Source organism: Pseudomonas sp. FG13 (assembly GCF_057809755.1).
Genome location: NZ_JBMDKO010000011.1, coordinates 16,328 through 41,437 on the forward strand (window position 1 = coordinate 16,328; position 25,110 = coordinate 41,437).

A 25,110-nucleotide genomic window follows, 5' to 3' on the forward strand; every position below is an offset into this window, starting at 1 on the left:
ATCCTTCTGCACGCTTACAGGTTGTTGTAGAGCCATTTGGGCATGTAGTACTTGCGCCGGTTGAACACACTGCCCACCACTTTCGCGCCGGCCTGGGCCAGGCGCTGGCGGGTGGCCTGGGCCACTTCCCAGCGGGTGTCTTCACCACGTACCACCAGCACCACGCCATCCACCTGGGCGCTCATGACCAGGGTGTCGGAGGCCGCATACACGGCGTCGGCGTCGATCACCACGAAGCGGTACTGCGCGGCCAGGTGCCTGAACAGATGTCGCAGTTGTTCGGGATTGAGCCGTTCGGCATTGCGCCCCAGGCGGCCGATGGGCAGCACGTCGAAGGGCAAGCTGGAGGTTTGCACCACGCAGTCCTGCAACAGGGGCGGGGTGAGGTGGTTGAACAGCAGGTCGCTGAAGCCGCGCTCCTTTTGCAGCCCCAGTTGCTGGCTGAGGTTGCGCGGTGACTGGCTGGCGTCCACCAGCAATACGCGGCCGTTGCTCATCTGCGCCAGTTGAGCGGCCAGTGCCATGGCGCTGGTGCTGGTCCCGGTGCCGGTGTTTGCGGACGTCAGAAGCAGGATCCGCAGGGAAGGGTCGAGCACGGTCGAGGTCAGGTTGGTCTCGCTCGGGCTTGCGATGCTCAGGATATTCGTTGAACCGTCCATTTAACTCGCTCCGTGGCCGCTGAAAACTTTGAAGGGGGTAATCATCAGGATCTTCAAATCCAACAACAGGCTCTGCTCGGCGATGTAGCTGAGGTCCAGTTCCACGCGCTGGTCGAAGTCGATATTGCTGCGCCCGGAGATCTGCCACAGGCCGGTCAGGCCGGGGTAAATGCTCAGGCGCACAAGATGGTTGTCCTTGTAGCGATAGGCGTTGAACGAGGTTGGGCGCGGGCCCACCAGGCGCATGTCGCCGGTCACCACATTGATCAGGTTCGGCAGTTCGTCGAGGCTGCTGCGTCGCAGGAACCGGCCGATGGGGGTGATACGCGGGTCGTTGTCGATCTTGAAGTCGATGGCGTCGGCACCGTGTTTGTTGAGGTGGCGCAGCGACTCCTTGAGGGCCTCGGCATTGGCGACCATGGTGCGGAACTTGTACATGCCGAAGACGCGGCCGCGGTAGCCGGTGCGCTTCTGCACGAACAGCACCGGTCCGGGGCTGGAGAACTTGACCAGCACGGCCAGGCCCAGCAGCAGCGGGCAGAGCAGGACCAGAAGGACCAGGGCACCGATGCAGGCCACCACCCGGTTGGTCCGCGAGACCGTCCACGGTCGACCACCGTCGCGGCCGGTCAGCCAGCCACGACCTTGCCGGTGGATGGCCGCGTCCAGGCGCCTGCGGTGTTCGGGGTCGACACGCTTGTCGCAGGGGGTGTTGATCGGAAGGGATTGCTCATGACGGGTCATAGACTCCTCCGCTGGGTTTCGTCTGCAAGTTCAGCCGCGAGCGGCGGGCGGGCAGCAGGCAGCGCGTAGTAATCGAGGAACCAGTCGATGAAGCGGCCCAGGCCTTCGTCCAGTTCGATGCGTGGCTGGAAGCCGGTGGCCCGTGCCAGGTCGCTGGCGTCGGCGCAGGTGTTGAGCACATCCCCCGGTTGCAGGGGCAGCAGTTCGACACGGGCGGTCAGCCCCAGGTGTTTTTCCAGTAGCGCAACGTAGGTCCGCAGAGCCACGGGGTGTTGCCCGCCGATGTTGTAGATGCGCCAGGGCGCGCGGCTGGTGGACGGGTCCGAGGGGTCCAGATCCCGTGCTGCAGTGACGCGGGGCGGACGTTCGATCAGCCGGGCGATGCTTTCGACGATGTCGTCGATGTAAGTGAAATCACGCTGGTGCTCGCCATGATTGAACAACTGCAGCACCCGGCCTTCGGCGATGGCGCGGGCGAACTGGATCGGCGACATGTCCGGCCGGCCCCAGGGGCCATACACGGTAAAAAAGCGCAGGCCGGTGCAAGGGATGCCGAACAGGTGGCTGTAGCTGTGGGCCATCAGCTCGTTGGCTTTTTTGCTGGCGGCGTACAGCGACAGCGGATGGTCGACGTTGTCCCGTTCTGAATAAGGCGTGCGCGGGTTGGCGCCATACACCGAGCTGGAAGAGGCGTAGATCAGGTGCCTGAGCGGGTGACTGCGGCAGCTTTCGAGGATGTTCAGGAACCCGGTGAGGTTGCTGTCGACGTAGGCCCGTGGGTTCTCCAGGGAGTAGCGCACCCCCGCCTGTGCAGCGAGGTGGATCACCACGTCCGGGCGGTACGATTGGAACAGATCATCGAGGGCGCCGGCGTCGGTCAGGTCCAGCCGTACCAGGGGGAAATCACCGGCCTGGGCCTTCACCCAGGCGATGCGGTCATGCTTGAGCTGGGGGTCGTAGTAGTCGTTGAAATTGTCCAGCCCGCACACCCGATGACCGTCGCGCAGCAGTCGCCGCACGCAGTGGGCGCCGATGAAACCGGCCGCGCCGGTCACCAGGATATTCACGCTTGCGGCCCTGGTGCCGAGCCGTCCGGCACGGTGTGCCGTAGCCCGATGCCGCGATACAGCAGCCCGGCGGCAGCGAGTTGGTCCGGGTTGTACAGGTTACGGCCGTCAATGATGACCCGGGCGCGCAGTTTGCTGGCCAGCAGGTCGAAATCCACCACGCGGAAGTTCTTCCACTCGGTGCAGATCACCAGCGCGTCGGCGTCTTCCAGGGTGTCGTCACGAGTGGCGCACAGGTTCAGATCCTTGCGGTAGCCGTAGAGCCGCCGGCATTCAGACATGGCTTCCGGGTCGTAGGCCTGGACGCGAGCGCCTTCGCGCCATAGTGCTTCCATCAGGTAGCGACTGGGCGCTTCGCGCATGTCGTCGGTGTTGGGCTTGAAGGCCAGGCCCCAGACAGCAATCGATTTACCGGCCAGGCCATCGGGAAACTGTTTGGCGAGCTTCTCGAACAGAATGTGCCGCTGGCGGTCGTTGACGTCGGTGACGCTGCGCAGCAGGTGCAGCGGCATGCCACTTTGTTCGGCGGTGTGCAGCAGGGCCCGCAGGTCCTTGGGGAAGCACGAGCCGCCGAAGCCACAGCCGGGATAGATGAAGTGATACCCGATGCGTGGGTCCGAGCCGATGCCCTTGCGCACCGCTTCGATGTCGGCACCCAGCCGTTCGGTGAGGTTGGCCAGTTCGTTCATGAAACTGATGCGGGTGGCGAGCATGGCGTTGGCGGCGTACTTGGTCAGTTCGGCGCTGCGGTTATCCATGAACATCAGCTTTTCGTGGTTGCGGCAGAAGGGGGCGTAGAGTTCGCTCATCTGGTCGCGGGCCAGGGAGTCGGCGGTGCCGACGATGATCCGGTCCGGGCGCATGCAGTCGGCCAGGGCGCTGCCTTCCTTGAGAAATTCGGGGTTGGACACCACCCGCACGTTCAGCCGTTTCAGGCCCCGTCGGGCCAGCGCCTGGCGAGCGCATTCGGCCACCTTGTCGGCGGTGCCCACTGGCACGGTGGACTTGATGATCAAGGTGCGATCGCTGTCCATGAAGTCGGCGATCTGCCGAGTCACCGCCAGTACATGGCTCAAGTCTGCCGAGCCATCTTCATCGGCGGGGGTGCCGACGGCAATGAAGATAAGTTCGCCATGGCTGACCGCATCGCTGGCCTGGGAACTGAACGACAGGCGCCCGGCCTTGATGTTGTCTTCGAGTAATCCGGAGAGCCCCGGTTCGCTGATCGGGGGGACCGCTTGCTGCAGTTGCCGGATCTTGTTCGGGTCGATGTCGATGCACAACACACGATGCCCGACGTCGGCTAACGCCGCCGCCTGGATCAACCCAACATACCCCGTCCCAAATACGCTCACGTCCATTCTGGCGTGCCTCGTAAATCGTTTTTATGTAACTCGGATGAAACTGTTTAGGGGGGTATAGCGCAGCCTCAGAAAAGCGTGTCAGCAAAATGACAGTTGTCACTGTTGGCAAAACTAGAAAGCGTTTGGCCTTTTGATATCAAGTTATTGACAGTCTTGGAAAAGTGCCGGTTTTAAAGGCTTGAAGGCGCGTCAAAAAAATCGATGAACGGTATTTATCCATAGGTTTTTCATTTTTTTTAGGGCTTTTCGTGTCATTTTTGGGCTAACTTTTTTTTGACGCGTGTTTGGTTCATTGCCTTTCTTGCGCTTTTGAAAGCCGCTGCTAGTGTCCAGGAACAGAGCCCTTTGCGAACGTCACGATTGCGTCGAGAAAGAGATGGCCCGATACCTCAAGGAACTGCTGCTGGCGCTGTACCTGATCAGGGGATATGACTATTACCTTGACCGTCTGGCGGCGCTGGGTATTGGCTTTGCGACGGTGTTGTTCGTCGCGATGTTCGTGGCGTTGGTAGCGGCGTTGTGGATGACCGCCTATATCCGCCAAACCCTGGTACGGCACCTGTTCGCACTGGCGATGTTTGCGTCGGCGGTGTTCTTCGAGGTGTACACCCGGGTGACCGACAGTTACCTGACCTACAGCCAGTTCGTGTCAATGGTGTATTCCGGTGGTTTTATCCAGGAGGCGGCCTGGCAGTATCGCGAGGTGATCATTCATGCGGTGGTCGCTGGGCTGTTGCTGTTGTTGGGGATCGGCCTCAAGCCTCGCCGACGGATACCGTTGCCCGGTTATCTGCCCGTTGCCGCGCCGCTATTGGGCGTGCTGTTGCTCAGCGGCGTGCTCTTTGTGCGGGCAGGTGAGGGCGCCCGCGGGCTACCGGCTATGTACACGCCGCTGGCCTATTTGAACTTGTTCGCCTATGAGTCCTTGCACAACACGGTCGGCCCCCGGGAGCCGGTGCGCCTGGTGCGGCAAACGCCGCCGATCGGGCACGACATCGTGCTGATCATCGATGAAAGCATCTCCGGCAACTACCTGGATATCAACACGCCGTCGGGCGTACACACCGGGCTCAAGACACCGCCATCCGGGGTGGATATTTTCAACTTCGGCTATGCGGCGTCCATTGCCAATTGCAGTGCCGACACCAACGTCACCCTGCGCTATGGCGGCACCCGCGCCGACTACATGCGTATCAACAGCACCCAGCCTTCGATCTGGCAGTACGCCAAGGGCGCGGGCTTGCGCACCGTCTACATCGACGCCCAGCGCACGGGTGGCAACCTGCAGAACCTGATGACCGATCTGGAGAAAAAGGACATCGATGTGTTTGTCCAATTCGATCAGATCAGCGTGCGCGACCGCGACATGGCGGCGGCAGACAAGCTGATCGAGTTGCTCGGCGATGACCAGCCGGAGTTGGTGCTCATCAACAAGGTCGGCGCGCATTTCCCGGTGCACGACAAATACCCCGACGATTTCATGAGCTACCGTCCTGCTTTGCCGCGTGGGCAGTATCAGGACGTGGCCGACACCGGCCGGCGTGACGGTTTCAATGGCCAGAAGGATGACTGGGTGCTCTACCGCAACGCCTACCAGAACACGCTGCTGTGGAACGTCGGCGAGTTTTTCCGGCGGCTCTTCAGCCAGGCCTCCTTGGCCAATGCCGTGCTGATCTACACGTCAGACCATGGCCAGGACCTGCATGAACGCGGTAACCCGGGACTCAACACCCATTGCGGCGGCGACCCGGCGGAGGAAGAGGGACTGGTGCCATTGGTGGTGATCCAGGGTAGCCACCTGCAGACGCTCGACTGGCGCGAGGCCTGGGCCAGGAACAAGGACCGCTCCAGCCACTACAACATCTTCCCGACGCTGTTGCAGCTGATGGGCTATGACCGTGCGGGAGTTGAAGCCCTGTATGGAAAATCCCTGGGCCAACCGACCGAAGACGACTTCACCTTCAACTACCGATTCAATGCTCGCCTGGGTGCCAAACCGGCCTGGAAACACATTGACCTGAACAGCATCGTGACCCCCAAACCGGTCCAGGCTGAGATGGCAGCAGGGCACTGAAGGGTGGGTCAGCTTGCATAGATGTTGACTGTGCCGCCGCCATCGCGAGCAGGCTCGCTCCCACCCCCTGATCTTGGGTGGACACACCATCCATGCCCACCGCCAATCCCTTGTGACAGCCTATCTTGTTGCGGCGATCGTTCCGGGGTGGGTGGGGTCGTGGAGAAGTGAGAAGCCCTGGTCGAGCAACGTGCGGCCAATGAAGCGCGACCCCCCATCGTTCAAGTGCGCGTCATCGCGATAGAGCATTTGCCCGTCGATGATCGGGCTGCACAGTCCCGCAGGGCAGATCACTTGATTGGGGTCGATAAAACGTACCTGGGGCAACCTGACGCGTATCCCTGCCCAGTAAGGTGCAGTTATATCCAGTTGGGCCGAGCATCGGCGATCGATGCCGAACATCAAGCGGCGCACGGGACAGGTCGCGGCTTTGTCGATGTTCTGGTTACTGAGGATCACGATCACCTGGTCTGTGTTGGCCGCCACTCGCTTGATGCTGGCTTCGACCCTATCGGCGGCGGCTGCGTCTTTCGGCCAGGCCCCGGCCAGCACGACGTAAGGGTAATGATTCTGCTCGATCAGGCTGAGCACGCGTCTGTTACGTTCCATGCAATGGGCGGCATACACCGTCGATACCTGAGCGGTGTAGCTGAAGATTGGCGGGCAGCCATCCAGGGTGTAATCCATCAGCTCGATGCCGTTGGGTTCGGCCAGGATATCCACCATGCCGGTGAAATGGTTGGCGAACGAGTCACCGACCATGATCCCGTCTATCTGCTCCTTGTGTGCTCCAAGTCGACAATGGGGGTTGGGCTCGGTGTCGTATTGCGCATTGGGCATGTGGCAGTCGCTGCGAAGTTTGTTCGGTTCGACCAGAGTCATTGCCTCGAGCGCCGCCACTTCAGGCGCAAAGCGCTGGGGAAAACCGTGCAACTGCAGGCTCAGCGCAGCCAGCACGGCGAGCCCAAGGGCCGGAGCGATGAATCGTCGAGTGAATACGTGTGCAAACGGTAATTGTGCTCCGGTCCGTCGAAAGGGGCGTTCGATATAGCGCCAGGAGCACCAGGACAGGGCGATCGACACCCCCAACAGTGAAATCCCCACGGGAAGGGTAATGGCAATGCCCAGGTAATTCAGATAGGCAATCAATGGCCAGTGCCATAGATAAAGCGAGTAGGAGATCAGGCCGATGAAGACCATGGGCCGGTTGTTCAACAAGCGAGACTGAACGCCTGCACTGCCGGCCAGAATCAGCAGCGCAGCGCCCAGGCAAGGCATCAAGGCATTGAGGCCGGGGAACGGGGCGTCGGGGCTCAGAGCAAACAAGGAAAAACCGATCAACCCGGCCCCTACCAACGCGAAACCCAAGGCTGCCCGCTTGTCGAGCGGCCTTGGCCGATACAGATAAATGCCCAGCACCCCACCCACCATCAACTCGAAAAAGCGCGTGGGCAGCAGATAGTAGGAGGCGGTGACGAAGACGTTCGTGGCGTACTCAGAAAAAGCAGTCGCCGCGATAATGCCCACCCCCAGCACGGCCAGCACATAACGCGGCGCCAGCCGATGAATCGCCAGGATGAGCAGTGGCCAGATCACATAGAACTGTTCTTCAATACCCAGCGACCAGGTGTGCAACAACGGGGCCTCGCTGGCGTCCGCCGCGAAGTAATTTCCGTACTTCACCCAGATGTAGATATTCGAAACCCCCAGCAGGGAGAACAGTGCACTGACGTTGAACCGGGTCAGGTCGGCCGGAGAAAGGATGACAGCTCCGGCGATCACGCTCGCCAGCAATACCGCTACCAATGCGGGAACAATGCGGTTGATGCGCCGCTGATAAAAACGCTTCACCGAAAAGCGGTTGTGCTTGATCTCGGAAAATACCTGGGAGGTGATCAGAAAACCCGAGATGACGAAGAAAATGTCGACGCCCACGAACCCGCCCGGGAGCAGGTTGGTGTTGAGGTGATGGATGAGCACGGCGAAGACTGCAACGGCGCGAAGCCCGTCGATATCGTGGCGATAGTCGCTGTGAGACATGTCGGTGATCGTCCTTGAATGCGAGATCGTCAAGGGTCGTCATATTCATGACGGTTTCGCCGACAGCCTGGAAGCGGCGTGAATTACTGATTGATTAATAGCTGAAAATAGGTTCCGCACAAGATTATCGGATCCAATATCGCTTCATGCTGACAAGCGGTTACTGCCTTTGCGCAGATCCAGCGATAGGGTCTGTACTCAACTCCGTTATCCTGAGCCTCACTGTGTCTCATCCGAGCCTTTCCATGCTTGAAGTCCGCGATGTGTTCAAAAGCTACGTCACTCCTCAGGGCCCGTTGCCGGTGCTGCAAGGCGTCGACCTGACCCTGGCGCCGGGCAGCAGCCTGGCGCTGATGGGGGAGTCCGGTAGCGGCAAAAGTACGCTGCTGCACTTGGTCGCCGGGCTGGACAAGGTCGATCGCGGCAGCATCCGCAGTGGCGATTACCGGCTCGACGGCATGAGCGAAAGCCAGTTGGCGAGTTGGCGGCGAACGGAAATCGGCCTGGTGTTCCAGCAGTTCAACCTCATCAGCAGCTTGTCGGTCGAAGACAACCTGGCGTTCCAGGCGCGATTGTGTGGTCGTCATGACCCTGCCTGGCAGACCCATCTGATACAGCGACTCGGGCTTGGGGACCTGCTGCGACGTTATCCCGAACAGCTTTCCGGCGGCCAGCAGCAACGGGTTGCCCTGGGCAGGGCGCTGGCCTCGCGTCCGCCTTTGCTGCTGGCCGACGAACCCACCGGCAGCCTCGACGAAGCCACCAGCGATGAAGTGCTGCACCTGTTGCTGGAGCTGTTGGACGGCAGTTCCACCAGCCTGCTGATGGTCACCCACAGTCCACGGGTGGCGGCCCGTCTGGCTGAACGCGTGGTGTTGCACGGTGGGCGGTTGGCGCAGGTGGGCCAGGATTGATGATCTTTCGCCAGACCCTCAAGGCCTTGCTCAGCCATTGGCGCCTGCACCCGGTGCAATTTTTCAGTGTATTGACCGGCCTCTGGCTCGCCACCAGCCTGCTGACCGGTGTGCAAGCCTTGAACAGTCAGGCCCGGGACAGTTACGCCCGGGCCAGCCGGCTCATTGGCGGCGAACCCCAGGCCAGCCTCAGTGCCCCCGGCGGCGGTACTTTCCCCCAGCAATGGTTTGTCGATCTGCGCCGCCAGGGTTGGCCGGTGTCGCCGGTGTTGCAGGCCAGGGTGACGCTCAAGGGGCGTGAAGACCAGCGCCTGCAACTGATGGGCATCGAACCGGTGTCGCTGCCCCCCGGTGCGGCGCTGGCGGGGCAGGCGCGGGAGATGAGCGAGGTGGTGGCGTTTTTCACCGAACCCGGCCGTACCTGGATCGCTCCGCAAACCCTGCATGCCTTGGGACTGGGTGAGGGCGACCGGCCTCTGACCACCGATGGACACACCTTGCCGCCCCTGCACACCCAGGCGGACATGGCGCCGGGCATGCTGCTGATGGACATCGGCTTCGCCCAGCAAGTGCTCGGGCTGCCGGAGCGGTTGTCGCGATTGCTACTGCCCGCCACATTCACCGCGGCGTTGCCCGAGCCGTTCAACGGTCGTTTGCAGTTCAAGCGCGCCGATGAAGAAAACAATCTGTCGCGCCTGACCGAAAGCTTTCACCTGAACCTCGATGCCCTGGGCTTCCTGTCGTTTGTGGTGGGGTTGTTCATTGTTCATGCGGCGATCGGCCTGGCCCTGGAACAACGCCGCAGTTTGCTGAGAACCCTGCGAGCGTGCGGCGTCAGTGCGCGGATGCTGGTCACCAGTCTGACGGTCGAGCTGGGGGCACTGGCGTTGTTGGGCGGCGTTGCCGGGGTACTGAGCGGCTATTGGCTGGCGAGTCTGCTGTTGCCGGATGTCGCGGCGAGCCTGCGAGGGTTGTACGGCGCCGAGGTGCCCGGGCAATTGAATCTCAGCCCGTGGTGGTGGCTGAGCGGGGTTGGCCTGAGCCTGCTCGGCGCGCTGCTGGCCGGCGCCGACAGTTTGCTGCGGGCGGCGCGCTTGCCGTTGCTGGCGCTGGCCAACCCCCAGGCCTGGCATCAGGCCCATGCGCGCTGGTTGCGCCGTCAGGGCTGGGTGGCGACATTGGCGGCGCTGATTGCCGTGTTTGCGTTGATTCGGGGCGACAGCCTGGCCAGCGGTTTTGTCCTGATGACGGCCTTGCTGCTGGGCGCGGCCCTGGCCTTGCCGGTGGTGCTCAATCGTGCGCTGAACCTGTTGCTGCGTCGCAGCCGTTCCGTGCTCGGACAATGGTTTCTCGCCGACTGCCGGCAACAACTGCCGATGTTGAGCCTGGCGTTGATGGCCTTGTTGCTGGCGTTGGCGGCAAACATCGGTGCCGGCAGCATGACCGCAGGTTTCCGCCTGACCTTCACCCACTGGCTCGAACAGCGCCTGACCGCGGAACTGTACGTCAGCCCGCAGACCCCGGCCCAGGCCGGTGAGCTGCACGCCTGGCTCAAGCAGCAACCGACCGTGACCGCCATACTGCCCAACTGGCAAGTCTCGGTGCCGCTGCAAGGCTGGCCGACGGATGTCTTCGGCGTCATCGATCACCCCCTCTATCGCCAGCATTGGCCGCTGTTGGAATCCGCCGACAGACCCTGGGAGCAACTGGCCGCCGCCGACACGCTGATGCTCAGCGAACAGTTGGCTCGCCGCCTCAAGGTTCGGGTTGGCGATCAACTCACCCTGCCGACCCCGCAAGGGCCATGGACGCCGCGTATCGTCGGGATCTACGCCGACTATGGCAATCCCAAGGGCCACGTGTTGGTCAACGCCGACCACTTGCTCGTCCATTGGCCGCAACTGACGCCGTATCGCTTCAACCTGCGGATCGAGCCGTCCGCCATGCCGACGCTGCTGGCGGCGCTGCAAAGCCGATTCGACCTGGACGACAACCGGATCGTCGATCAGGCCCGGCTCAAGGGCTGGTCGACCCAGGTGTTCGAACGCACCTTTGCCGCCACCGCCGCGCTGAACGGCCTGACGCTGGCCGTGGCTGGGGTAGCGCTGTTCATCAGCCTGCTGACCCAGAGCCAGAGCCGCCTCGGCCAGTTGGCGCCGCTGTGGGCGTTGGGCGTGACACGTCGGCAACTGATGCTGCTCAACCTTGGCCAGACCTGGCTGCTGTCGCTGCTGACCCTGGTGCTGGCCGTGCCGCTGGGTGTCGCCCTGGCCTGGTGCCTGGATGCGGTGATCAATGTGCAGGCGTTCGGTTGGCGCTTGCCGTTGCGGGTGTTCCCGGTGCAACTGGCGCAACTGCTGGCGTTGGCGATGTTCGCCACGTTGCTGGCGTCCGCCTGGCCGCTGTACGCCTTGTACCGCACCCAGCCTGCGGATCTGCTCAGGCGCTTTTCCCAGGAGGACCGCTCATGAAAATCAGGATCGGCCTGCTGCTGTTGGCGCTGCTCAGCGGTTGTGACAAACCGGCGGAACCTCCAAAAGGCTTTGCCGGCCTGGGGGGCGAGGCCGTTGCCTTCACACCGGTAGTGCCGGGACGGGTGTTCGGCTTTCCTGCGGATCACGGCGTTCACCAGGGCTATCGCATCGAATGGTGGTATGTCACCGCCAATCTCAAGGATGCCGAGGGGCATGAATTTGGCGTGCAATGGACACTGTTTCGCAGCGCCTTGAGCGCCGGGCCCCAAGCGGATGGCTGGCGCAACCAAACGATCTGGCTCGGTCACGCCGCGGTCACCTCTGCGACAGTCCATCATGCCGCCGAGCGCTACGCCCGGGGCGGGGTGGGGCAGGCCGGGGTACGGGCGGAGCCCTTCGAGGCCTGGATCGACGATTGGCAATTCACGACCCAAGCGAGCGGCACCGACCCGTTGGCCGACATGCAACTGAAGGTCCGTGACCCACACTTTGGCTATGAGCTGCGCCTCACGTCGGCCCGTCCGCTTGTTTTGCAGGGCGACAAAGGCTTTAGCCAGAAATCCGAACAGGGGCAGGCGTCGTACTACTACAGCCAGCCGTTCCTCCAGGCCAGTGGTCAGCTGGAAATCGACGGTCAGCGTTATACGGTCAGTGGCCCGGCCTGGCTTGATCGCGAATGGAGCAGCCAACCGCTGACCGCGAACCAGACTGGATGGGACTGGTTCTCCCTGCATCTGGACAGTGGCGAGCATGTGATGCTCTACCGCATGCGTCACAAGGAAGGGGCGCCGTATCTCACCGGCACCTGGATTGATGCCCAGGGCCAAGCGCAACCCCTGCACGCCGCCGACATCGAGCTGGTGCCGCTGGACACGGCCCAGGTCGCCGGACGCTCGATGCCGGTTCGCTGGTCCATCAAGATCCCCGGCAAGCAGGTCGAGATCACCACTCGCGCCCTGAACCCCAATGCCTGGATGGCCCTGCGCATTCCCTATTGGGAAGGGCCGGTGCAAGTGAGCGGCAGCCAGGGAGGGAGCGGTTACCTGGAAATGACCGGTTATTGAGATCGTCGGAACTCCCGGGGAGCGGCTCCCTCATACCTTATGAATGCCCGGACAAGGCCTGATAGGAGCCCGTCATGAGCGACGACCTCAAACCCCCGGCGCTGGCCGATTGGCAGCGATTGTTCGACGACAAGGCCTATTGGCAGCAGTCGCCCGATGCTCATTTCACCGAGTTGATGCAGGTGGCCAACGACCTGTTCGGCCAAGGGGCTATCGACCTGGCGCAGTGGCAGGAGCTCAAGGCCCGGGCCGAACAACTGCACCAGCGCTCCCCGGACGCCAACGTCGCCGAAGAAGTCGCCGACCCCGATGCCTGATCTGTGAGCCCGAACACGCCAGGAGTAGTCATGAAGGACAACCCCGATCACACCACTCAGAACCCCGACGAACCGGCGCTGCCTGGCGAAGTGGAGCGCGATAACGATGCCCTGCGTCCGAACGATCCGGCTAAGCGCAAGCAGCAGGAGGGTAACCCCGGAGCGGGCGAGACCGATGCGCAAAAAGCCGGACGCCATCCCGCGAGTCCGTCATCTCGGTCCAATAAGAACGGCGATGTATAACTATTGTCAGGCTGATGTAACGCGTTACATGGCTTTTGTTGGGGGGATAGTTGTACTGAGCTGTTGCATTCATCTAACAGGTTGTAGAGCTATTGATGGGATCCAAGTTCTGAAAGTCAGTCAAACGATTAATTGAATGGATGAGTGCGTATTGGCTGCCAATAAAAAAATAACTCAATAGTGAATAATTATTTATAACAGCTGGCGGACACGGCTCGAAAGTTCCACTATGATTGAGCCCGTTCGCCCAGTGTCTGGCTCTTTACCAGTGCATGGAATGCCGAGGCCGTCACACTGGGCGAACACCGTCTGAAAACTTCCTCATACTTATCCACATCGACCAGCCGAGCCGGCCGATGCATGAACGGCTGTCCCGGTATTACCCGGCAACCGGCGAGCGCCAATCATCGGAGCCCGACGTTCCGCTGACTTCGTGAGTCCAAGTAATCTTGCGATAGGTGAAATGCACATCTTCCAGATGGGTAAAGTGTGCGTTCGCCGGGTCTTGGCAGTTGAGCATGTAGTCCTTGATATCGACGATGATCGCGTCTTCCAATGTAGTGGTGTAGTAATGCTCCTGGGTGCCGGCAGCAGAAGTGCGATACCACTGGATTTCAACTTTGGTCAGGCGTTCGCCGCAGGTCAGGGCCGCCAGCAACAGCGGCGAGGCCTTGTCGAAGACCTTGGTGATGACCAGAGGTTTATGCACGCGTTGGCCGGTTGGCTGGCCGGACTGTGGATCGCGCGGGATGATGACCTGATGCTGGAAGCCCTGCACCATGACCTGGTCTTCATGACCTTCCTGATAGGTGTTGCCCACCGAGTCGGCAGTAAACGCACCGGCGGTGATCAGACCTTGTTTGGTGCCTTCGATGGACATGTACGCGGGGGTAGCCAATGGATGTTCTCCTTGCTGGATAACTAAAGGACCCCGGACGGGATCGTCCGAGGTGCCGGAAGGGTTATCAAGAGCTATGCCATTGGCTAAAAAACTTCGTTATTTCAAATAGTTATTGAGTTTTTTCAACAGTTGTCGAGTGTTTCTCCGGTCATTTGGACGCGATGTGCGCAATGGCCTGCGCAGTGTCGTGCAATTTCTTGCGCAACTGTTGCGGGCCCGTGGGAACAGGCTGGATGATCCGGTTGATAGCTTTCATGGCGAAAGAGGGTGGGCATTTTTTGCCAGTCCCGATCTTATAGCAGCAACACTCCCGCCGGCCTGCGAAGCAGCCTCATGCTAGTCAGCTCAGAGAAATAAAAGCGATATACAACTCTTGTGGCGAGGGGATTTATCCCCGCTGGGCTGCGAAGCGGCCCTAAATCCTCTATCTCGGTGCATCAGACGAATCGTGTTGAATGCCTGGGGCGGCTTCGCCGCCCAGCGGGGATAAATCCCCTCGCCACAGATCAGTTCTCGGCATGGAATCTTTCCAGGCATGCAGAGGAGCGGGCACTCTACAAACCCAACGCCATCCTGCACTCATCAATGGAGCGCTGTTGCGTCTCGGCGTACAGCCCCAGCTCATCGATCGTCGTTCGTCCCAACGCGGCTTCGAAGGCCTGACGATTGGATTGTCCGGCGTAACGGCTCTGGGCGTCATCGCCGAGGTTCGACTGGAAGATACCGGCGGCGCTGACCGGCAGGAAATCTTCATACACCAGCGGTTCGGCGCGCAGGTATCGCTGTTCAACCAAGTGTTCCAGCGACGTCGATGGCTCGAGTGTGCCTCTGGCGGCCAGGCCCTTTTGCGTCACGAAATAGCGGAAGTACGCCAGTGCCTGCCGGCGCAACTCATCGTGGCTGTCCGGGAACGGCGCAAAGTGTTCGGTCATCAAGGTGTTGTAGCGCGCGGCATTGGCCTCGTTGGGAAATTCCCCCAAGGCATCCCGCGCCGCATTCAGCAACTGATCGTAGAGCGCACGACCCTTGGGCGTGAGGGCGGCGCCCCGTTGTTCGATTTCACCGAAGCGGGCGCTGTGGCTGCCTTGGGCGTGGGGCTGGTCGGTGAACGCGACGGGTTCGTCGAGCGCCTTGAAACTGGTCTGGCGCAACAGGATCGGACACTGGCGGCGGGGCGGGCCTTCGATCACCGCCTTGGGGGTGATGCCATGCACGGGCATCTGCGCCTGGACAATGTCGATGTCCAGGGTGCGCGGTGTCAGGTGGTTGATGTGCGGGCCCTTGAAGGCGACCACGTCAGCGATCAGGCGGTGCTGGGCGCTGAGTTGACGGTACTGTTCGGCGGTGACGGTGGCGCTGTGGTGCCAGCGAAACGTTTCCAGGGCTTGCAGGACGAAGTCGTCGGCCTGGGCTTGCGTCAGGCCACCCTGGCGTTCAGCGAGGTCGATGAGCGCAAGGGCTTGGGGCGTAAAGATCTGCCGTTTGACCAGCACCGATTCGGCAAACGCTCGAAGCTCGCTGTTGTCGATCAGTTCCAGGCGCAGCAACGAGGTGAACACCCGGAACGGGCTGATCTGCAAGGCGCTTTCATGCACGGCGCGAAAGGCCGTGGAATGCACCGGTACCCCGGCGGGCGTGAGGTCGTAATAGCCCACCGGCTGCATGCCCATGACCGCGAAAAGCCGGCTCAGGGTCGCCAGCTCCGCAGCCGTGCCAACGCGGATCGCGCCGTGGCGTTCGAGGTCCAGGCGCTCGCGTTCGCCGGTGCTGTCCAGGTGTTCCGCCAGTTGCGGATCGTTGACCAGCACCTGGGCATTGGTCTGTTCCACCAGGTTCATCAGCGTGCCGTACAGGGGCACCTCGTCGCGGTACATGTCGGACATCGCCCTGGAGAAGCGTTGGCGGATCAGGTCGGGACTGACGAAGCTCATGGTGGGAATTCCTGGTTCGGGCTGTGGGAATTGGGAATGAAAGTGGAACGAAAGATCGCAGCCTTCTCCAGCCCCCGCAAACGAAGAATCTTCAGGACTTCATTCTGTCAGGGACTGATCCCACAGGACGTTCACTGTCCCAACCCCTTGAGAAACCCCCGATACAACGCCGCTGTCCGTTCCGGTTTTTCTATGGGCGGCAGGTGACCGAGCCCGTCCCAGATTTCCACCCGCAGATCGGCGATCCCCTTGCTCCATACCGGCACGCAGCTGACGTCGATCATCCGGTCCTGGCGGCCCCAGAGCAGCAGCGACGGCGCGCGTATGTCGGCCAGGCGCGGCTCCATTGGCGGGCTGGCGTTGAAGTCCGTATAGATCTCCGCCAGTTCCTCCCGGCACCTGACGTATTTATCGGCCACCGCTGCCAATACCACTTTCGGCACCCAGGGTGGTGAGTCCATGGTCATCGCGTAGAACGGTGGGAAATCACTGCGCGAGCGCATCAGGGATGGGTTGCGCCCGGCAGCCACCTGGCGGTCCATGTCGCTGGGCTGGGGCGACGTCACGCCGGCCGGATTGAGCAGCGCCAGGGTCAGCACCCGCTCCGGCGAAGTGGCCGCCAGCCAGGCGGCCAGGTAACCGCCCATGGAGTTGCCGATCACATGGACCTTGTCCAGGCCACAGGCGTCGAGCAACTCGATCACCCGCCGGGCCTGGGTCGGAATGTCATAGCCGCCGCCGGCCTTGAAGCCGGTTTCACCATGGCCGGGCAGGTCGGGGATCAGCACCCGGTAGTCACGAATGAAGGGCCGGGCGAACCGCAGCCAGAGGTTCTTGTCGGCACTGTAGCCATGCAGCATCAGGATGCAGCCGGACGCTTCGTAAGGTCCGCCTTGCAGGGTGGACACTGTCATTTCGCTGATGGGCACGGTGATCTTGTGCAACCGGGAAAGACGCGTCTCCACAGCCATGCTCAGGTCGAACAGCACCTGGCCGATGCTCGGATAGGTCAGCCAACTCCAGACAACGAATACAGCAAGGATCACCCACAACAACAGCATGCCTTCTCTCCATGAACGACAACGGAATGTGTTTGGCCAGCCAGGGCCGATGGGGCAGACGGTACTTGTTTGCTGCTACCCCCTGTCATGTATAGCCAAAATCTGCCGGGGACTACAGGAATTAAATCCCCCGCCTTCGGGTGGCGGTTGCCCATGGGCTCGGGTTAGGGTGCCCCTGCAGTCTTTCTTTACGGAACAAGGATGAATCATGATGATTACCGCTTTGCGCTCCCGTCTGGCCGTGAGTATCGGCCTAAGCCTGGTCCTCGGTGCCTTGGCGCCCGCCGCTTTCGCACAGCCGAATCAAAAGGTCCTCGCCGATGCCGAACAGTACAAAGGCGAGGCCCTGGCACTGCTCGAAAAACTGGTGAATATCGATTCCGGGTCCGGCTACGTGCCGGGGCTGACCCAGGTTGGTGACATTGCCATCGATGAGTTGAAGAAGCTGGGCGCCAGCATTGAAAAAGTGCCGAATTCCGATGGCAGCCAGCACATCCTGGCGACCCTCAAGGGCACCGGCAAGGCGAAGATCCTGCTGATGGCCCACATGGACACGGTGTTCAAGGAAGGCTCGGCTGCCGAGCGTCCGTTTCATATCAAGGACGGCCGCGCCTACGGGCCTGGCGTAATGGACGACAAGGGTGGCATCGTCGCTGGCATCTATGCGTTGAAGGTGCTCAAGAATCTGGACTTCAAGAACTACGCGCAGATCACCTTCCTGCTCGACGCCAGCGAAGAAACCGGCTCGGACGCCGCCACCGATCTGATCAAGAAAACCGCCAAGGCCCACGACGTGACCCTCAACCTGGAACCGGGTCGCCCGGCCGACGGCCTGGTGGTGTGGCGCAAGGGCAGTGCCACGGCGCTGGTGGAGGTCAAAGGCAAGGCGTCCCACGCCGGTGTGGCACCAGAGCTGGGGCGCAATGCGGCGATGGAAGCGGCGCACCAGATCCTTCAGCTCGGCAAGCTCGGCGACGCGGACAAGAAAACCACCATCAACTTCACGGTGCTCAACGCGGGCGACCGCACCAACGTGATCCCCGACAAGGCCACCGCCAAGGCTGACGTGCGGGCCGCTGTGCCGGAAGAGTTCGACCGTATCGAAAAAGACCTGGCCCGTGTGTCCCAGGACAAACTGATCGCCGACACCGAGGTCACCACCAGCCTGAAACGTGGCCTGCCGCCAATGCCGCAGACGGCGGAGTCGGATCGCCTGATGGCCATGGCCCAGGGCATCTATGGCGAGCTGGGACGCAAACTCACCGAAGAGGGCAGCGGCGGCGCGGCGGACGCCAGCCTGTCGGCCGGGGTCGGCACGCCGACGCTGGACGGTTTCGGGATCGTCGGCGGCAACATCCATACGCCCGAGGAATACGCGGAAGTGGAAAGCGTCGTGCCACGGGTTTACCTGCTGTCGCGGATGATCATGGAGTTGGCGGGACGGTAGCCATCAGGACCCAGTGCAAAATCCTGTGAAGGGGCGATCCCTGCGGGGTAAGGCATACCCCGTGGCGAGAAATCCTGTGGGAGCATGGCTTGCCCGCGATGAAGCTCACGCGATTGACCGGGTAACCGAGCGCCTGTATCGCGGGCAAGCCTTGCTCCCACAAAGTCCCCTCGCCACAAAGGGGTGTGTGGAATTGGCTAGCGCGGGTCGACGTTATCCAGCGCCCGGTTCGCCAGCAATCCACTCAGTTCGATCAATTGCTGGATGCCCAGGGCCACATGCCGCCGCGAGCCGTCTAGCTCGAACGCCAGGTCGCTGATCATGACATTGGCCGAGGACAGGGTTTCGCTGAGGTTGGCGAGCAGGCACTCGGTGTCGACGCCGTTGACCACGGTGAAGAGTTGGCCTGGATCGGTCTTCGCTTCGGTCGGGTGGGGCTTGAGGTAGAAGTCGAGGGCGCGCTTGGCGGCTTTGTCGAGTTCCGATGCGTTGGGATCGGTGTTCGGTGGGTTGGGGGTTACTTTGAACATGGTTGAAGCTCCAGGTAATTAAATTGGAGCCATCACTCTCTCGCTACCAAACGAAGGGTGGCGGCCATACGAAGGTTGGTAGACCGGTTACCTGGCACCCGGCGCGTCCGAGGACGCCCTACGCATGACCACCATCAAATAGAAGACAAAAACGTCCCCTGCATCCGGTTGCACAATGCGCCAGGAAAACCGGGCTACCAAACCCGATCGCTGATTCGTCAGCGACCGGAAAACGATAAAGCCGGGGCCCCAAGGCGCACAAGCCGGCGGATTCTGGCGTAGTTGTAGGCAATGGCGCAAGGCGATGTGGTTATGGCCTACATCGCAACGAATCCAGTAAACACCGGGTTCCTGGAGCGAGGGATTTTTTGTGGGAGCAAGGCTTGCCCGCGATGAAGTTCACTCGATTTACCTTGGAACCTGGTGGTCTGTATCGCGGGCAAGCCTTGCTCCCACAAAATCTCCTCGCCACAGGGGGCGGTCGGAGGATTTCAGTACACCCAAACCTCCACCCGCCGATTCCTGATCCGGCCCTCATCCTCGCTATTGGCCGCCACCGGCATCAGTGCGCCGAACCCACGCACTTCCCGCAGGGTCACGCCGTTCCTGACCAGCTCACGTCGCACCGCCATGGCCCGCAACTTGGACAGCAGGTCCGCTCGCGCCGGATCATCCTTGGCGTCGCCGAAACCCACCAGCGTGACGTGCCGTTCGGTTTTGCCGTGTTGCCGGAGGTAGTCGAGCACGCGGCTCAGGTCCTGGCGGGCCTTGTTGTCGAGGCTGGCGCTGCCTTCGGCGAAGCGGAAGTTGACGGTCAGGCGTTGGGCGTGGCGGCTCAAGGACTGGTAGCCCTCCGGCATCAACGCATTGGGCGTGACGGCCATGGCCCGCACGGTCTGGGCGATGAACCCGTTCGCCGCGACGATGGCCTGGCCCTTGTCACTTTGGGTGAACGCCACCAGCGCCTCGGCCCATGGGGTGCTCGCCTGGGGCGGCAGGTAGAAGAACAAGCGCCGGGACAACGGGTAGTCTTCCGTGGCAATCAGGTTGTTCAACGGCAACATGGGTTGGGAATCGCCGTCGGCTATCGCCAGCGCCTTGGCCTGGCGCACGTAGGGCAAACCGATGAAACCGATGCCTTGGGGATCCTGGCTGACGGCATCGGACAACTGTTCGCTGGATTCGAAGCGCAGGGCGGCGGGGTCCAGTCGTTTGCCCTGGCGGTTGAGCACCAGTTCCTTGAAGGTGTCGTAAGTGCCGGACTGGTCGTCCCGGGCGTAAAGCCGTATCGGTCCGCCGACGCTGCCCACCGACTCCCAGGTCTTCGCGTCGCCGCTGAAGATCTTTGCCAGTTGCACCGTGTTCAGCTGACGCAGCGGGTTGCGTGGGTGAAGGATAATCGCCAGGCCATCAATGGCGATGACCTGCTCGGCCGTAGGACTTTTCAGATCCCCCAGGGGCTGCAGCTCCTTCAGCTCGTTGTCCTTGATCGGCCGGGAAGCGGCGGCGAGATCGGCGCTGCCCTGCTTGAGGGCGGCGAATCCGGTGCTGGAGCCATGGGCGGCGATGTCGATCTCCACCCGCCGGCCATCGGCGGTCTGGCCGACGATACGCTGCTCGTTGTCATGGCCGGTAATTTCGCTGCTGACCTTGAGCAGCCCCTGATCCTCCATCAACCCTCTGGCCAGGGCTGGCCCCAGCATCGCGCCAATGGTATTGGACCCTTGGATGCGCAGGGCCGGGCCGGCTTCCGGAACGGGCAAGCGTTCGGTTGCCATCGTCAATGGCAGCCATAACGCCAATAGCCAGGCAACGCATTGCCGCATGTCGACACCCTAAGAACCCAAGACGATGCGGGGGAGAATAAGTCAGGCAGATGTCTGAAAGATGACAGGGCGATTGCGTCTTAAACGGCCGTCTCGGTGGCCGCCAGCTCGCTGACCAGGCGCTCGATCAGCGCGCGCACGCGGCTGGGCTGGACGCGGGCTGTCGGGTAGACAATCTGCAGCAGGGTGCTGCCGGCGGTGAAATCTGGCAGCAACTCGACCAACCGTCCGCTCTTGAGATCTTCGCGCACATCCCAGATCGATTTGAGGCTGATGCCGTGCCCCTCCAGGCACCATTGGCGCACCAGGCCGCCGTCATTGGCGATCCGCCGACCCTGGACGATCACCCGGTGAACCTCGCCGTGCCGGCTGAACGTCCATTCCCGCGCGGTGTTGATGCCCAGGCGCATCACCAGGCATTCGTGCCCGGCCAGTTCCGAGGGATGGGTGGGCGTGCCGTGACGTTCCAGGTAGCGGGGCGCGGCGCAGACCACCCGACGGTTTTCCCCCAACGGCCTGGCTCGTAGCGAACTGTCGGCCAGGGCGCCGTAGCGGATGGCGAAATCGAGCCCCTGGCTGACCAGGTCCACGTAGCCGTCCCCCAGGTTCAAATCGAGGCTGACGTTGGGGTGCTCGTCGAGAAAACGCGACAGGATCGGTTCGATGTATTGGCGTCCCAGATCCTGTGGGGCACTCAAGCGAATCGGCCCGCTGAGGTGCTGGGTGCCGCTGCGGATACTGGCGTGCAGCTCGCCGGCTTCGTTCAGCAATCGGCGCGCGCCTTCCACCAGCAGCCTGCCTTCGTCGGTCAGGCTGATTGCCCGCGTGGTGCGATTGAGCAGGCTGGCACCGTAGTAGCTTTCCAGCGTGGCCAGTCGTTCCGAGACCGAAGCCGGGGACAGCCCCATTTCCCGGCCCGCGGCAGACAGCCCGCCTTTTTCAACGATGAGTAGAAACAGTTCGAGGTTCTTGAGAAACATTGTTCGGAGTTTCCGAAATGTATTTTCGTAAGCGGCTCAATTATCAGGAAAACCCGCAAGGCCTACCTTAGCACCCACTTGATCACACCGCAGCGTTTTCCCAGGAGTCCGCCATGGCCGTTCCCGAGGCACCCACTGATATCCACAACCCCGAGCGCAGGACCTTTCTGGCCCAGGCGGGAGTCGGGGCCGCGCTGCTGGCCGCCGGTGACTTGCTGGCACCAGGGCCGGCATACGCTGGTGTCCCCGCCGCAACTTCCGGCGCCGCGAAGGGCGCTTTCTGGCCGGGCAGTACCCGGTTGGTCATTTCGATTTCCATGCAGTTCGAGGCCGGCGGGCAACCCCCGAAAGGCACCGACAGTCCGTTTCCTCTGGTCGATTTTCCGAACAGCGTTCCTAGCGATCCGGCCACCAATACCTGGTTTGCCTATGGGTACAGGGAAGGGATCCCACGGCTGTTGGATCTGTGGGATCGTCATGGCGTCAAGGTCACGTCTCACATGATCGGCGAGGCCGCGCGCCGCCATCCGTCCCTGGCCCGGGACATCGTGGCCCGCGGTCACGAAGCCGCCGGGCATGGGCCACGCTGGAGTTCGCAGTTTGCGATGAGTCGCGATGAGGAGCGCACCTTCCTGCGCGAGGCCGCGCGTATGGTGCAAGAGGCCACCGGGCAAGCGGTCACCGGCTACAACTGCAATTGGTTGCGCCGTGGGCCCAATACCCTGGGGTTGTTGCAGGAGTTGGGTTACCTCTATCACATCGACGATGTCAGCCGCGACGAGCCTTTCATCGAGTCGGTCAATGGCAAGGATTTCGTGGTGGTGCCCTATACCTTGCGCAATAACGACATTGTGCTGATCGAAGGTCGTCATTACTCCCCCCAGGCGTTTCTGGAGCAGGTGAAGCTCGATTTCGATCAGCTTTATGAAGAAGCCGGCACCCGGCGGCGAATGATGTCCATCAGTGCCCATGACCGCATCAGTGGCACGCCGCAGATGGTCAGGGTCTGGGACGAATTCCTGCGTTACGCCAAGCGTCACCCGGGCGTGGCGTTCATGCGCAAGGACGACATTGCCCGCTACGCCCTGGCCAGCCCCCTGACAGTCCGTGAAGCCGAAACCCTCTGATGTCTTGACCCCTGACTGTGGCTCATCGCCCGGTCCTTCTATCGAAAGGAACCCATCATGCTCTTCTCGTCCCTTGCCATACCCGGCGGTCCACGCCTGGCTGGTTTTCTCCTGTCCATGGGCCTGTCACTGGGCGCTTCGGCCGCCACTGATGCGCTGGTCGAGCCCCAGAACCTGATTGTCGACCGGAGCCTGTCTGCGGAACAGGCATCGGCCTCGATCCTGGCGGCCCGGCGATATGACACCTTCTGGCACACCGGGAACGAAACGTTTGCCCGGGAAGCACTGGCGCCGACCTTCATCGACAAGACCCCGCCTGCCGGGCGCAAACAGGGGCCGGAGGGCCCGTTGCTGGCCTCCCGTGCCTTCCGCCAGGCGGTGCCGGACCTCACGTGCACGGTGGAGCAAATGCTGGTGGTGGGGGATAGGGTGGTGGTGCACCTGCGGTTTCGTGGCCATTTCAGCGGCACCTTCGACCAGCTCAAGGGGCAGGGCCAAGCGGTCGAATTCATTGCCACGGACATCTACCAGGTGGAGCAAGGCAAAATCGTCGCCAACTGGCACATCGAGGACAACCTGACCCTGTTCAAGCAACTGGGTGCCCTCTGACCCACAGGCTCGCCGCAACGGCGAGCCTTTCTGCTTGGCCGATCAGCTCAATTGCAGCCAGATCGGCGCATGGTCCGAAGGTTTCTCCATGCCCCGCAGTTCATAGTCCACGCCGGCATCCTTGACCCGTGGCAGCAGGCCGTGGGAGGTCAGGATCAGGTCGATGCGCAGGCCGCGCTTGGGTTCGTCCTCGAAACCGCGGCTGCGGTAGTCGAACCAGCTGAAGCGGTCGGTGACGTCCGGGTTCAGGTGACGGAAGCTGTCCACCAGGCCCCAGTTCTTCAGACGGGCCATCCATTCGCGTTCTTCCGGCAGGAAGCTGCATTTTCCGGTTTTCAGCCAGCGCTTCATGTTGTCCGGGCCGATGCCGATGTCGCAGTCTTCCGGGGAGATATTCACATCGCCCATCACCACCACAGGCTGGTCGTTGCTGAAGCGGCTTTCCAGCAGGTGCTGCAAATCGCTGTAGAAACGTTCCTTGGCCGGGAACTTGGTCGGATGATCGCGGCTTTCACCTTGTGGGAAATAGCCGTTCATGATGGTCACCGGCACGCCATTGGCATCGGCGAACGTGCCCCAAATAAAGCGCCGCTGGGCGTCTTCATCGTCGCCCTCGAAACCTTTGTACAAACTCAGCGGCGCCTGGCGGGAGAGCAGGGCGACGCCGTAATGGCCTTTTTGCCCGTGGTAATGCACGTGGTAACCCAGGGCTTGCACTTCGGCCAGGGGAAACTGTTCGTCGTGGACTTTGGTTTCCTGCAGGCCGATCACGTCCGGCTGATGCTTCTCGATCAGTGCCGCCAGCTGATGGGGGCGGGCGCGCAGCCCGTTGATGTTGAAGGAGACGATCTTCATGGTCGGCTGTCCTGGCAAAACTGCGATGCTAGCTGACATGTCGGAGAGGAGCCAGCGTGGCAGTAGGACAAATGCACTGCTAATGTCCTGTAGCGAGGGCTCTGTGGGAGCAAACTGTGGGAGCAAGCCTTGCTCCCACAAAGCCCCCGCCCAGGCCTCACCAAGCCCGCCCAGGAGATTCCCCACCATGCCTGAAACCGCCATCGCCGATATCCACATGCTCGACAGCGGCTATTCCCGCGAAGCCCGTTCGTTGCTGTACCAGGCCTATCGCCATGAGCCGACGTTCAGCTACCTGTTCGAGTCCGAGCGCCCGGGTTACGAGCAGAGGGTGAGGGCGACGGTACGGGAGTTGGTCAAGCAGCATTTTCTCCAGGAGTTGCCCGCCATTGGCTTGTTGGTCAATGACCGGCTGATCGGTATCGCCCTGATCGCTCCCCCCCAACGCCGCCTGGGCATCACCGAAAGCTGGGCCTGGCGCCTGCGCATGGTGTTGAGTACCGGTTTTCGCTGCACCCGGCGCTACCTGGAATACCACGCGGCTGTGACGGGTTGCCTGCCGTCGGATGCGGTCCATGTGCTACCGCTGCTGGGGGTGCATCCACAGTTTCAAGGCAAGCACTTCGGCGAGCAGTTGCTCGAGGCGGTGCACAACTGGTGCGCGGTGGACGAGCACTCCCAGGGCGTGGTCCTGGACACCGGTAACCCGCGATACCTGGAGTTCTATAAGCGCCAGGGGTATGAGGAAATCGGCGAGATTGCGGTAGGACCGATCCGCGAGCACGTGTTTTTTCACCCCAATCCTCAGGTTTTGCAAAGCGCGACGGCCTGAACCTGCTCCCGTCTGCGAACTTTTGAGACATGTCCGGTTCTATCAGGCTTC

Annotated in this window: 22 protein-coding genes; 10 read left to right on the plus strand and 12 right to left on the minus strand. The window is 61.8% G+C overall.

Translation table 11 applies throughout. The annotated features are described in order from the left end of the window. Nucleotides 1-14: 14 nt before the first annotated feature. The 4 genes from ACODTO_RS11965 to ACODTO_RS11980 are packed head-to-tail and all read right to left on the minus strand — an operon-like array spanning nt 15 to nt 3,831. Nucleotides 15-659 carry a CpsD/CapB family tyrosine-protein kinase gene (locus ACODTO_RS11965; RefSeq protein WP_489106479.1) on the minus strand — a complete coding sequence of 215 codons (645 nt, stop codon included), beginning with the start codon at nt 657-659 and terminating at the stop codon, nt 15-17. Continuing rightward, on the minus strand, nt 660-1,403 hold the full coding sequence (locus ACODTO_RS11970; protein ID WP_139644475.1) for a sugar transferase: 744 nt from the start codon (nt 1,401-1,403) through the stop codon (nt 660-662). Beyond that, nucleotides 1,400-2,470, minus strand: a complete 1,071-nt coding sequence (locus ACODTO_RS11975; RefSeq protein WP_139644472.1) for an NAD-dependent epimerase — start codon at nt 2,468-2,470, stop codon at nt 1,400-1,402. Before ACODTO_RS11975 ends, ACODTO_RS11970 begins: the two co-directional genes overlap by 4 nt. Further along, nucleotides 2,467-3,831, minus strand: coding sequence for a UDP-glucose dehydrogenase family protein (locus tag ACODTO_RS11980; protein ID WP_175362023.1), 1,365 nt, complete (start codon nt 3,829-3,831; stop codon nt 2,467-2,469). The genes ACODTO_RS11975 and ACODTO_RS11980 overlap by 4 nt, the downstream gene beginning before the upstream one ends. Before the next feature lie 379 nt (nt 3,832-4,210). Between ACODTO_RS11980 and ACODTO_RS11985 the strand changes: the two genes are divergently transcribed. After that, the gene (locus ACODTO_RS11985; RefSeq protein WP_489106480.1) at nt 4,211-5,908 is read left to right on the plus strand and encodes a sulfatase-like hydrolase/transferase; all 1,698 of its coding nucleotides are present in this window, start codon (nt 4,211-4,213) and stop codon (nt 5,906-5,908) included. A 120-nt stretch (nt 5,909-6,028) separates the two neighbouring features. Here ACODTO_RS11985 and ACODTO_RS11990 read toward each other — a convergent pair whose 3' ends face one another. Beyond that, nucleotides 6,029-7,948 carry an acyltransferase family protein gene (locus ACODTO_RS11990; RefSeq protein ID WP_139644466.1) on the minus strand — a complete coding sequence of 640 codons (1,920 nt, stop codon included), beginning with the start codon at nt 7,946-7,948 and terminating at the stop codon, nt 6,029-6,031. Nucleotides 7,949-8,193: 245 nt separating this feature from the next. On the opposite strand from ACODTO_RS11990, the gene ACODTO_RS11995 reads away from it, so the two are divergent. From ACODTO_RS11995 to ACODTO_RS12015, 5 genes are all read left to right on the plus strand, one after another. Next, nucleotides 8,194-8,862, plus strand: a complete 669-nt coding sequence (locus ACODTO_RS11995) for an ABC transporter ATP-binding protein (RefSeq protein ID WP_489106481.1) — start codon at nt 8,194-8,196, stop codon at nt 8,860-8,862. Beyond that, nucleotides 8,859-11,333: an ABC transporter permease gene (locus ACODTO_RS12000; protein ID WP_489106482.1), complete on the plus strand. Its 2,475-nt coding sequence runs from the start codon at nt 8,859-8,861 to the stop codon at nt 11,331-11,333. Before ACODTO_RS11995 ends, ACODTO_RS12000 begins: the two co-directional genes overlap by 4 nt. Continuing rightward, a complete protein-coding gene (locus ACODTO_RS12005; RefSeq protein ID WP_489106483.1) occupies nt 11,330-12,400 on the plus strand; it encodes a lipocalin-like domain-containing protein in 1,071 nt (356 codons plus the stop codon). The genes ACODTO_RS12000 and ACODTO_RS12005 overlap by 4 nt, the downstream gene beginning before the upstream one ends. Before the next feature lie 74 nt (nt 12,401-12,474). Continuing rightward, entirely contained in the window at nt 12,475-12,717 is a 243-nt protein-coding gene (locus ACODTO_RS12010; RefSeq protein ID WP_041022076.1) for a hypothetical protein, read from the plus strand. 30 nt (nt 12,718-12,747) lie between these two features. Next, nucleotides 12,748-12,960 carry a hypothetical protein gene (locus tag ACODTO_RS12015; protein WP_139644458.1) on the plus strand — a complete coding sequence of 71 codons (213 nt, stop codon included), beginning with the start codon at nt 12,748-12,750 and terminating at the stop codon, nt 12,958-12,960. Between the two features lie 379 nt (nt 12,961-13,339). On the opposite strand, the gene ACODTO_RS12020 is transcribed toward ACODTO_RS12015, so the two are convergent. The 3 genes from ACODTO_RS12020 to ACODTO_RS12030 form a co-directional block, all read right to left on the minus strand. Further along, complete coding sequence (locus ACODTO_RS12020) at nt 13,340-13,858, minus strand: Hcp family type VI secretion system effector (protein WP_041022074.1); 519 nt, start codon at nt 13,856-13,858, stop codon at nt 13,340-13,342. A gap of 557 nt (nt 13,859-14,415) precedes the next feature. Beyond that, complete coding sequence (gene hglS, locus ACODTO_RS12025) at nt 14,416-15,792, minus strand: 2-oxoadipate dioxygenase/decarboxylase HglS (protein WP_489106484.1); 1,377 nt, start codon at nt 15,790-15,792, stop codon at nt 14,416-14,418. A 131-nt stretch (nt 15,793-15,923) separates the two neighbouring features. Beyond that, nucleotides 15,924-16,853 carry an alpha/beta fold hydrolase gene (locus ACODTO_RS12030; RefSeq protein ID WP_175362030.1) on the minus strand — a complete coding sequence of 310 codons (930 nt, stop codon included), beginning with the start codon at nt 16,851-16,853 and terminating at the stop codon, nt 15,924-15,926. 208 nt (nt 16,854-17,061) lie between these two features. Between ACODTO_RS12030 and ACODTO_RS12035 the strand changes: the two genes are divergently transcribed. Next, nucleotides 17,062-18,300 carry a M20/M25/M40 family metallo-hydrolase gene (locus tag ACODTO_RS12035; RefSeq protein ID WP_139644452.1) on the plus strand — a complete coding sequence of 413 codons (1,239 nt, stop codon included), beginning with the start codon at nt 17,062-17,064 and terminating at the stop codon, nt 18,298-18,300. A gap of 197 nt (nt 18,301-18,497) precedes the next feature. On the opposite strand, the gene ACODTO_RS12040 is transcribed toward ACODTO_RS12035, so the two are convergent. The 3 genes from ACODTO_RS12040 to ACODTO_RS12050 form a co-directional block, all read right to left on the minus strand. Further along, nucleotides 18,498-18,830: a DUF6124 family protein gene (locus tag ACODTO_RS12040; protein ID WP_489106485.1), complete on the minus strand. Its 333-nt coding sequence runs from the start codon at nt 18,828-18,830 to the stop codon at nt 18,498-18,500. A gap of 491 nt (nt 18,831-19,321) precedes the next feature. Then, nucleotides 19,322-20,656 carry a substrate-binding domain-containing protein gene (locus ACODTO_RS12045; RefSeq protein WP_175385624.1) on the minus strand — a complete coding sequence of 445 codons (1,335 nt, stop codon included), beginning with the start codon at nt 20,654-20,656 and terminating at the stop codon, nt 19,322-19,324. 80 nt (nt 20,657-20,736) lie between these two features. Then, on the minus strand, nt 20,737-21,636 hold the full coding sequence (locus tag ACODTO_RS12050) for a LysR family transcriptional regulator (protein ID WP_489106486.1): 900 nt from the start codon (nt 21,634-21,636) through the stop codon (nt 20,737-20,739). A 113-nt stretch (nt 21,637-21,749) separates the two neighbouring features. Between ACODTO_RS12050 and ACODTO_RS12055 the strand changes: the two genes are divergently transcribed. Together ACODTO_RS12055 and ACODTO_RS12060 are read left to right on the plus strand one after the other, a co-directional pair. Continuing rightward, entirely contained in the window at nt 21,750-22,763 is a 1,014-nt protein-coding gene (locus tag ACODTO_RS12055) for a polysaccharide deacetylase family protein (protein WP_489106487.1), read from the plus strand. A gap of 57 nt (nt 22,764-22,820) precedes the next feature. Beyond that, complete coding sequence (locus tag ACODTO_RS12060; RefSeq protein ID WP_175362033.1) at nt 22,821-23,372, plus strand: ester cyclase; 552 nt, start codon at nt 22,821-22,823, stop codon at nt 23,370-23,372. A gap of 42 nt (nt 23,373-23,414) precedes the next feature. Here ACODTO_RS12060 and xthA read toward each other — a convergent pair whose 3' ends face one another. Continuing rightward, nucleotides 23,415-24,227, minus strand: coding sequence for an exodeoxyribonuclease III (gene xthA, locus ACODTO_RS12065; RefSeq protein ID WP_464709345.1), 813 nt, complete (start codon nt 24,225-24,227; stop codon nt 23,415-23,417). A 187-nt stretch (nt 24,228-24,414) separates the two neighbouring features. On the opposite strand from xthA, the gene ACODTO_RS12070 reads away from it, so the two are divergent. Beyond that, nucleotides 24,415-25,059 (plus strand): GNAT family N-acetyltransferase, encoded by a 645-nt coding sequence (locus tag ACODTO_RS12070; protein WP_139644436.1) that lies wholly within the window; start codon nt 24,415-24,417, stop codon nt 25,057-25,059. Nucleotides 25,060-25,110 lie beyond the last annotated feature (51 nt).

Excerpts from the sequence above, each read along its gene's own strand:
- ACODTO_RS11965 (WP_489106479.1), bottom strand. The coding sequence starts at position 659 with ATGGACGGTTCAACGAATATCCTGAGCATCGCAAGCCCGAGCGAGACC.
- ACODTO_RS11970 (WP_139644475.1), bottom strand. The coding sequence starts at position 1,403 with ATGACCCGTCATGAGCAATCCCTTCCGATCAACACCCCCTGCGACAAG.
- ACODTO_RS11980 (WP_175362023.1), bottom strand. The coding sequence starts at position 3,831 with ATGGACGTGAGCGTATTTGGGACGGGGTATGTTGGGTTGATCCAGGCG.
- ACODTO_RS11985 (WP_489106480.1), top strand. The coding sequence starts at position 4,211 with ATGGCCCGATACCTCAAGGAACTGCTGCTGGCGCTGTACCTGATCAGG.
- ACODTO_RS11990 (WP_139644466.1), bottom strand. The coding sequence starts at position 7,948 with ATGTCTCACAGCGACTATCGCCACGATATCGACGGGCTTCGCGCCGTT.
- ACODTO_RS11995 (WP_489106481.1), top strand. The coding sequence starts at position 8,194 with ATGCTTGAAGTCCGCGATGTGTTCAAAAGCTACGTCACTCCTCAGGGC.
- ACODTO_RS12005 (WP_489106483.1), top strand. The coding sequence starts at position 11,330 with ATGAAAATCAGGATCGGCCTGCTGCTGTTGGCGCTGCTCAGCGGTTGT.
- ACODTO_RS12010 (WP_041022076.1), top strand. The coding sequence starts at position 12,475 with ATGAGCGACGACCTCAAACCCCCGGCGCTGGCCGATTGGCAGCGATTG.
- ACODTO_RS12015 (WP_139644458.1), top strand. The coding sequence starts at position 12,748 with ATGAAGGACAACCCCGATCACACCACTCAGAACCCCGACGAACCGGCG.
- hglS (WP_489106484.1), bottom strand. The coding sequence starts at position 15,792 with ATGAGCTTCGTCAGTCCCGACCTGATCCGCCAACGCTTCTCCAGGGCG.
- ACODTO_RS12030 (WP_175362030.1), bottom strand. The coding sequence starts at position 16,853 with ATGCTGTTGTTGTGGGTGATCCTTGCTGTATTCGTTGTCTGGAGTTGG.
- ACODTO_RS12035 (WP_139644452.1), top strand. The coding sequence starts at position 17,062 with ATGATGATTACCGCTTTGCGCTCCCGTCTGGCCGTGAGTATCGGCCTA.
- ACODTO_RS12040 (WP_489106485.1), bottom strand. The coding sequence starts at position 18,830 with ATGTTCAAAGTAACCCCCAACCCACCGAACACCGATCCCAACGCATCG.
- ACODTO_RS12045 (WP_175385624.1), bottom strand. The coding sequence starts at position 20,656 with ATGCGGCAATGCGTTGCCTGGCTATTGGCGTTATGGCTGCCATTGACG.
- ACODTO_RS12050 (WP_489106486.1), bottom strand. The coding sequence starts at position 21,636 with ATGTTTCTCAAGAACCTCGAACTGTTTCTACTCATCGTTGAAAAAGGC.
- ACODTO_RS12055 (WP_489106487.1), top strand. The coding sequence starts at position 21,750 with ATGGCCGTTCCCGAGGCACCCACTGATATCCACAACCCCGAGCGCAGG.
- ACODTO_RS12060 (WP_175362033.1), top strand. The coding sequence starts at position 22,821 with ATGCTCTTCTCGTCCCTTGCCATACCCGGCGGTCCACGCCTGGCTGGT.
- xthA (WP_464709345.1), bottom strand. The coding sequence starts at position 24,227 with ATGAAGATCGTCTCCTTCAACATCAACGGGCTGCGCGCCCGCCCCCAT.
- ACODTO_RS12070 (WP_139644436.1), top strand. The coding sequence starts at position 24,415 with ATGCCTGAAACCGCCATCGCCGATATCCACATGCTCGACAGCGGCTAT.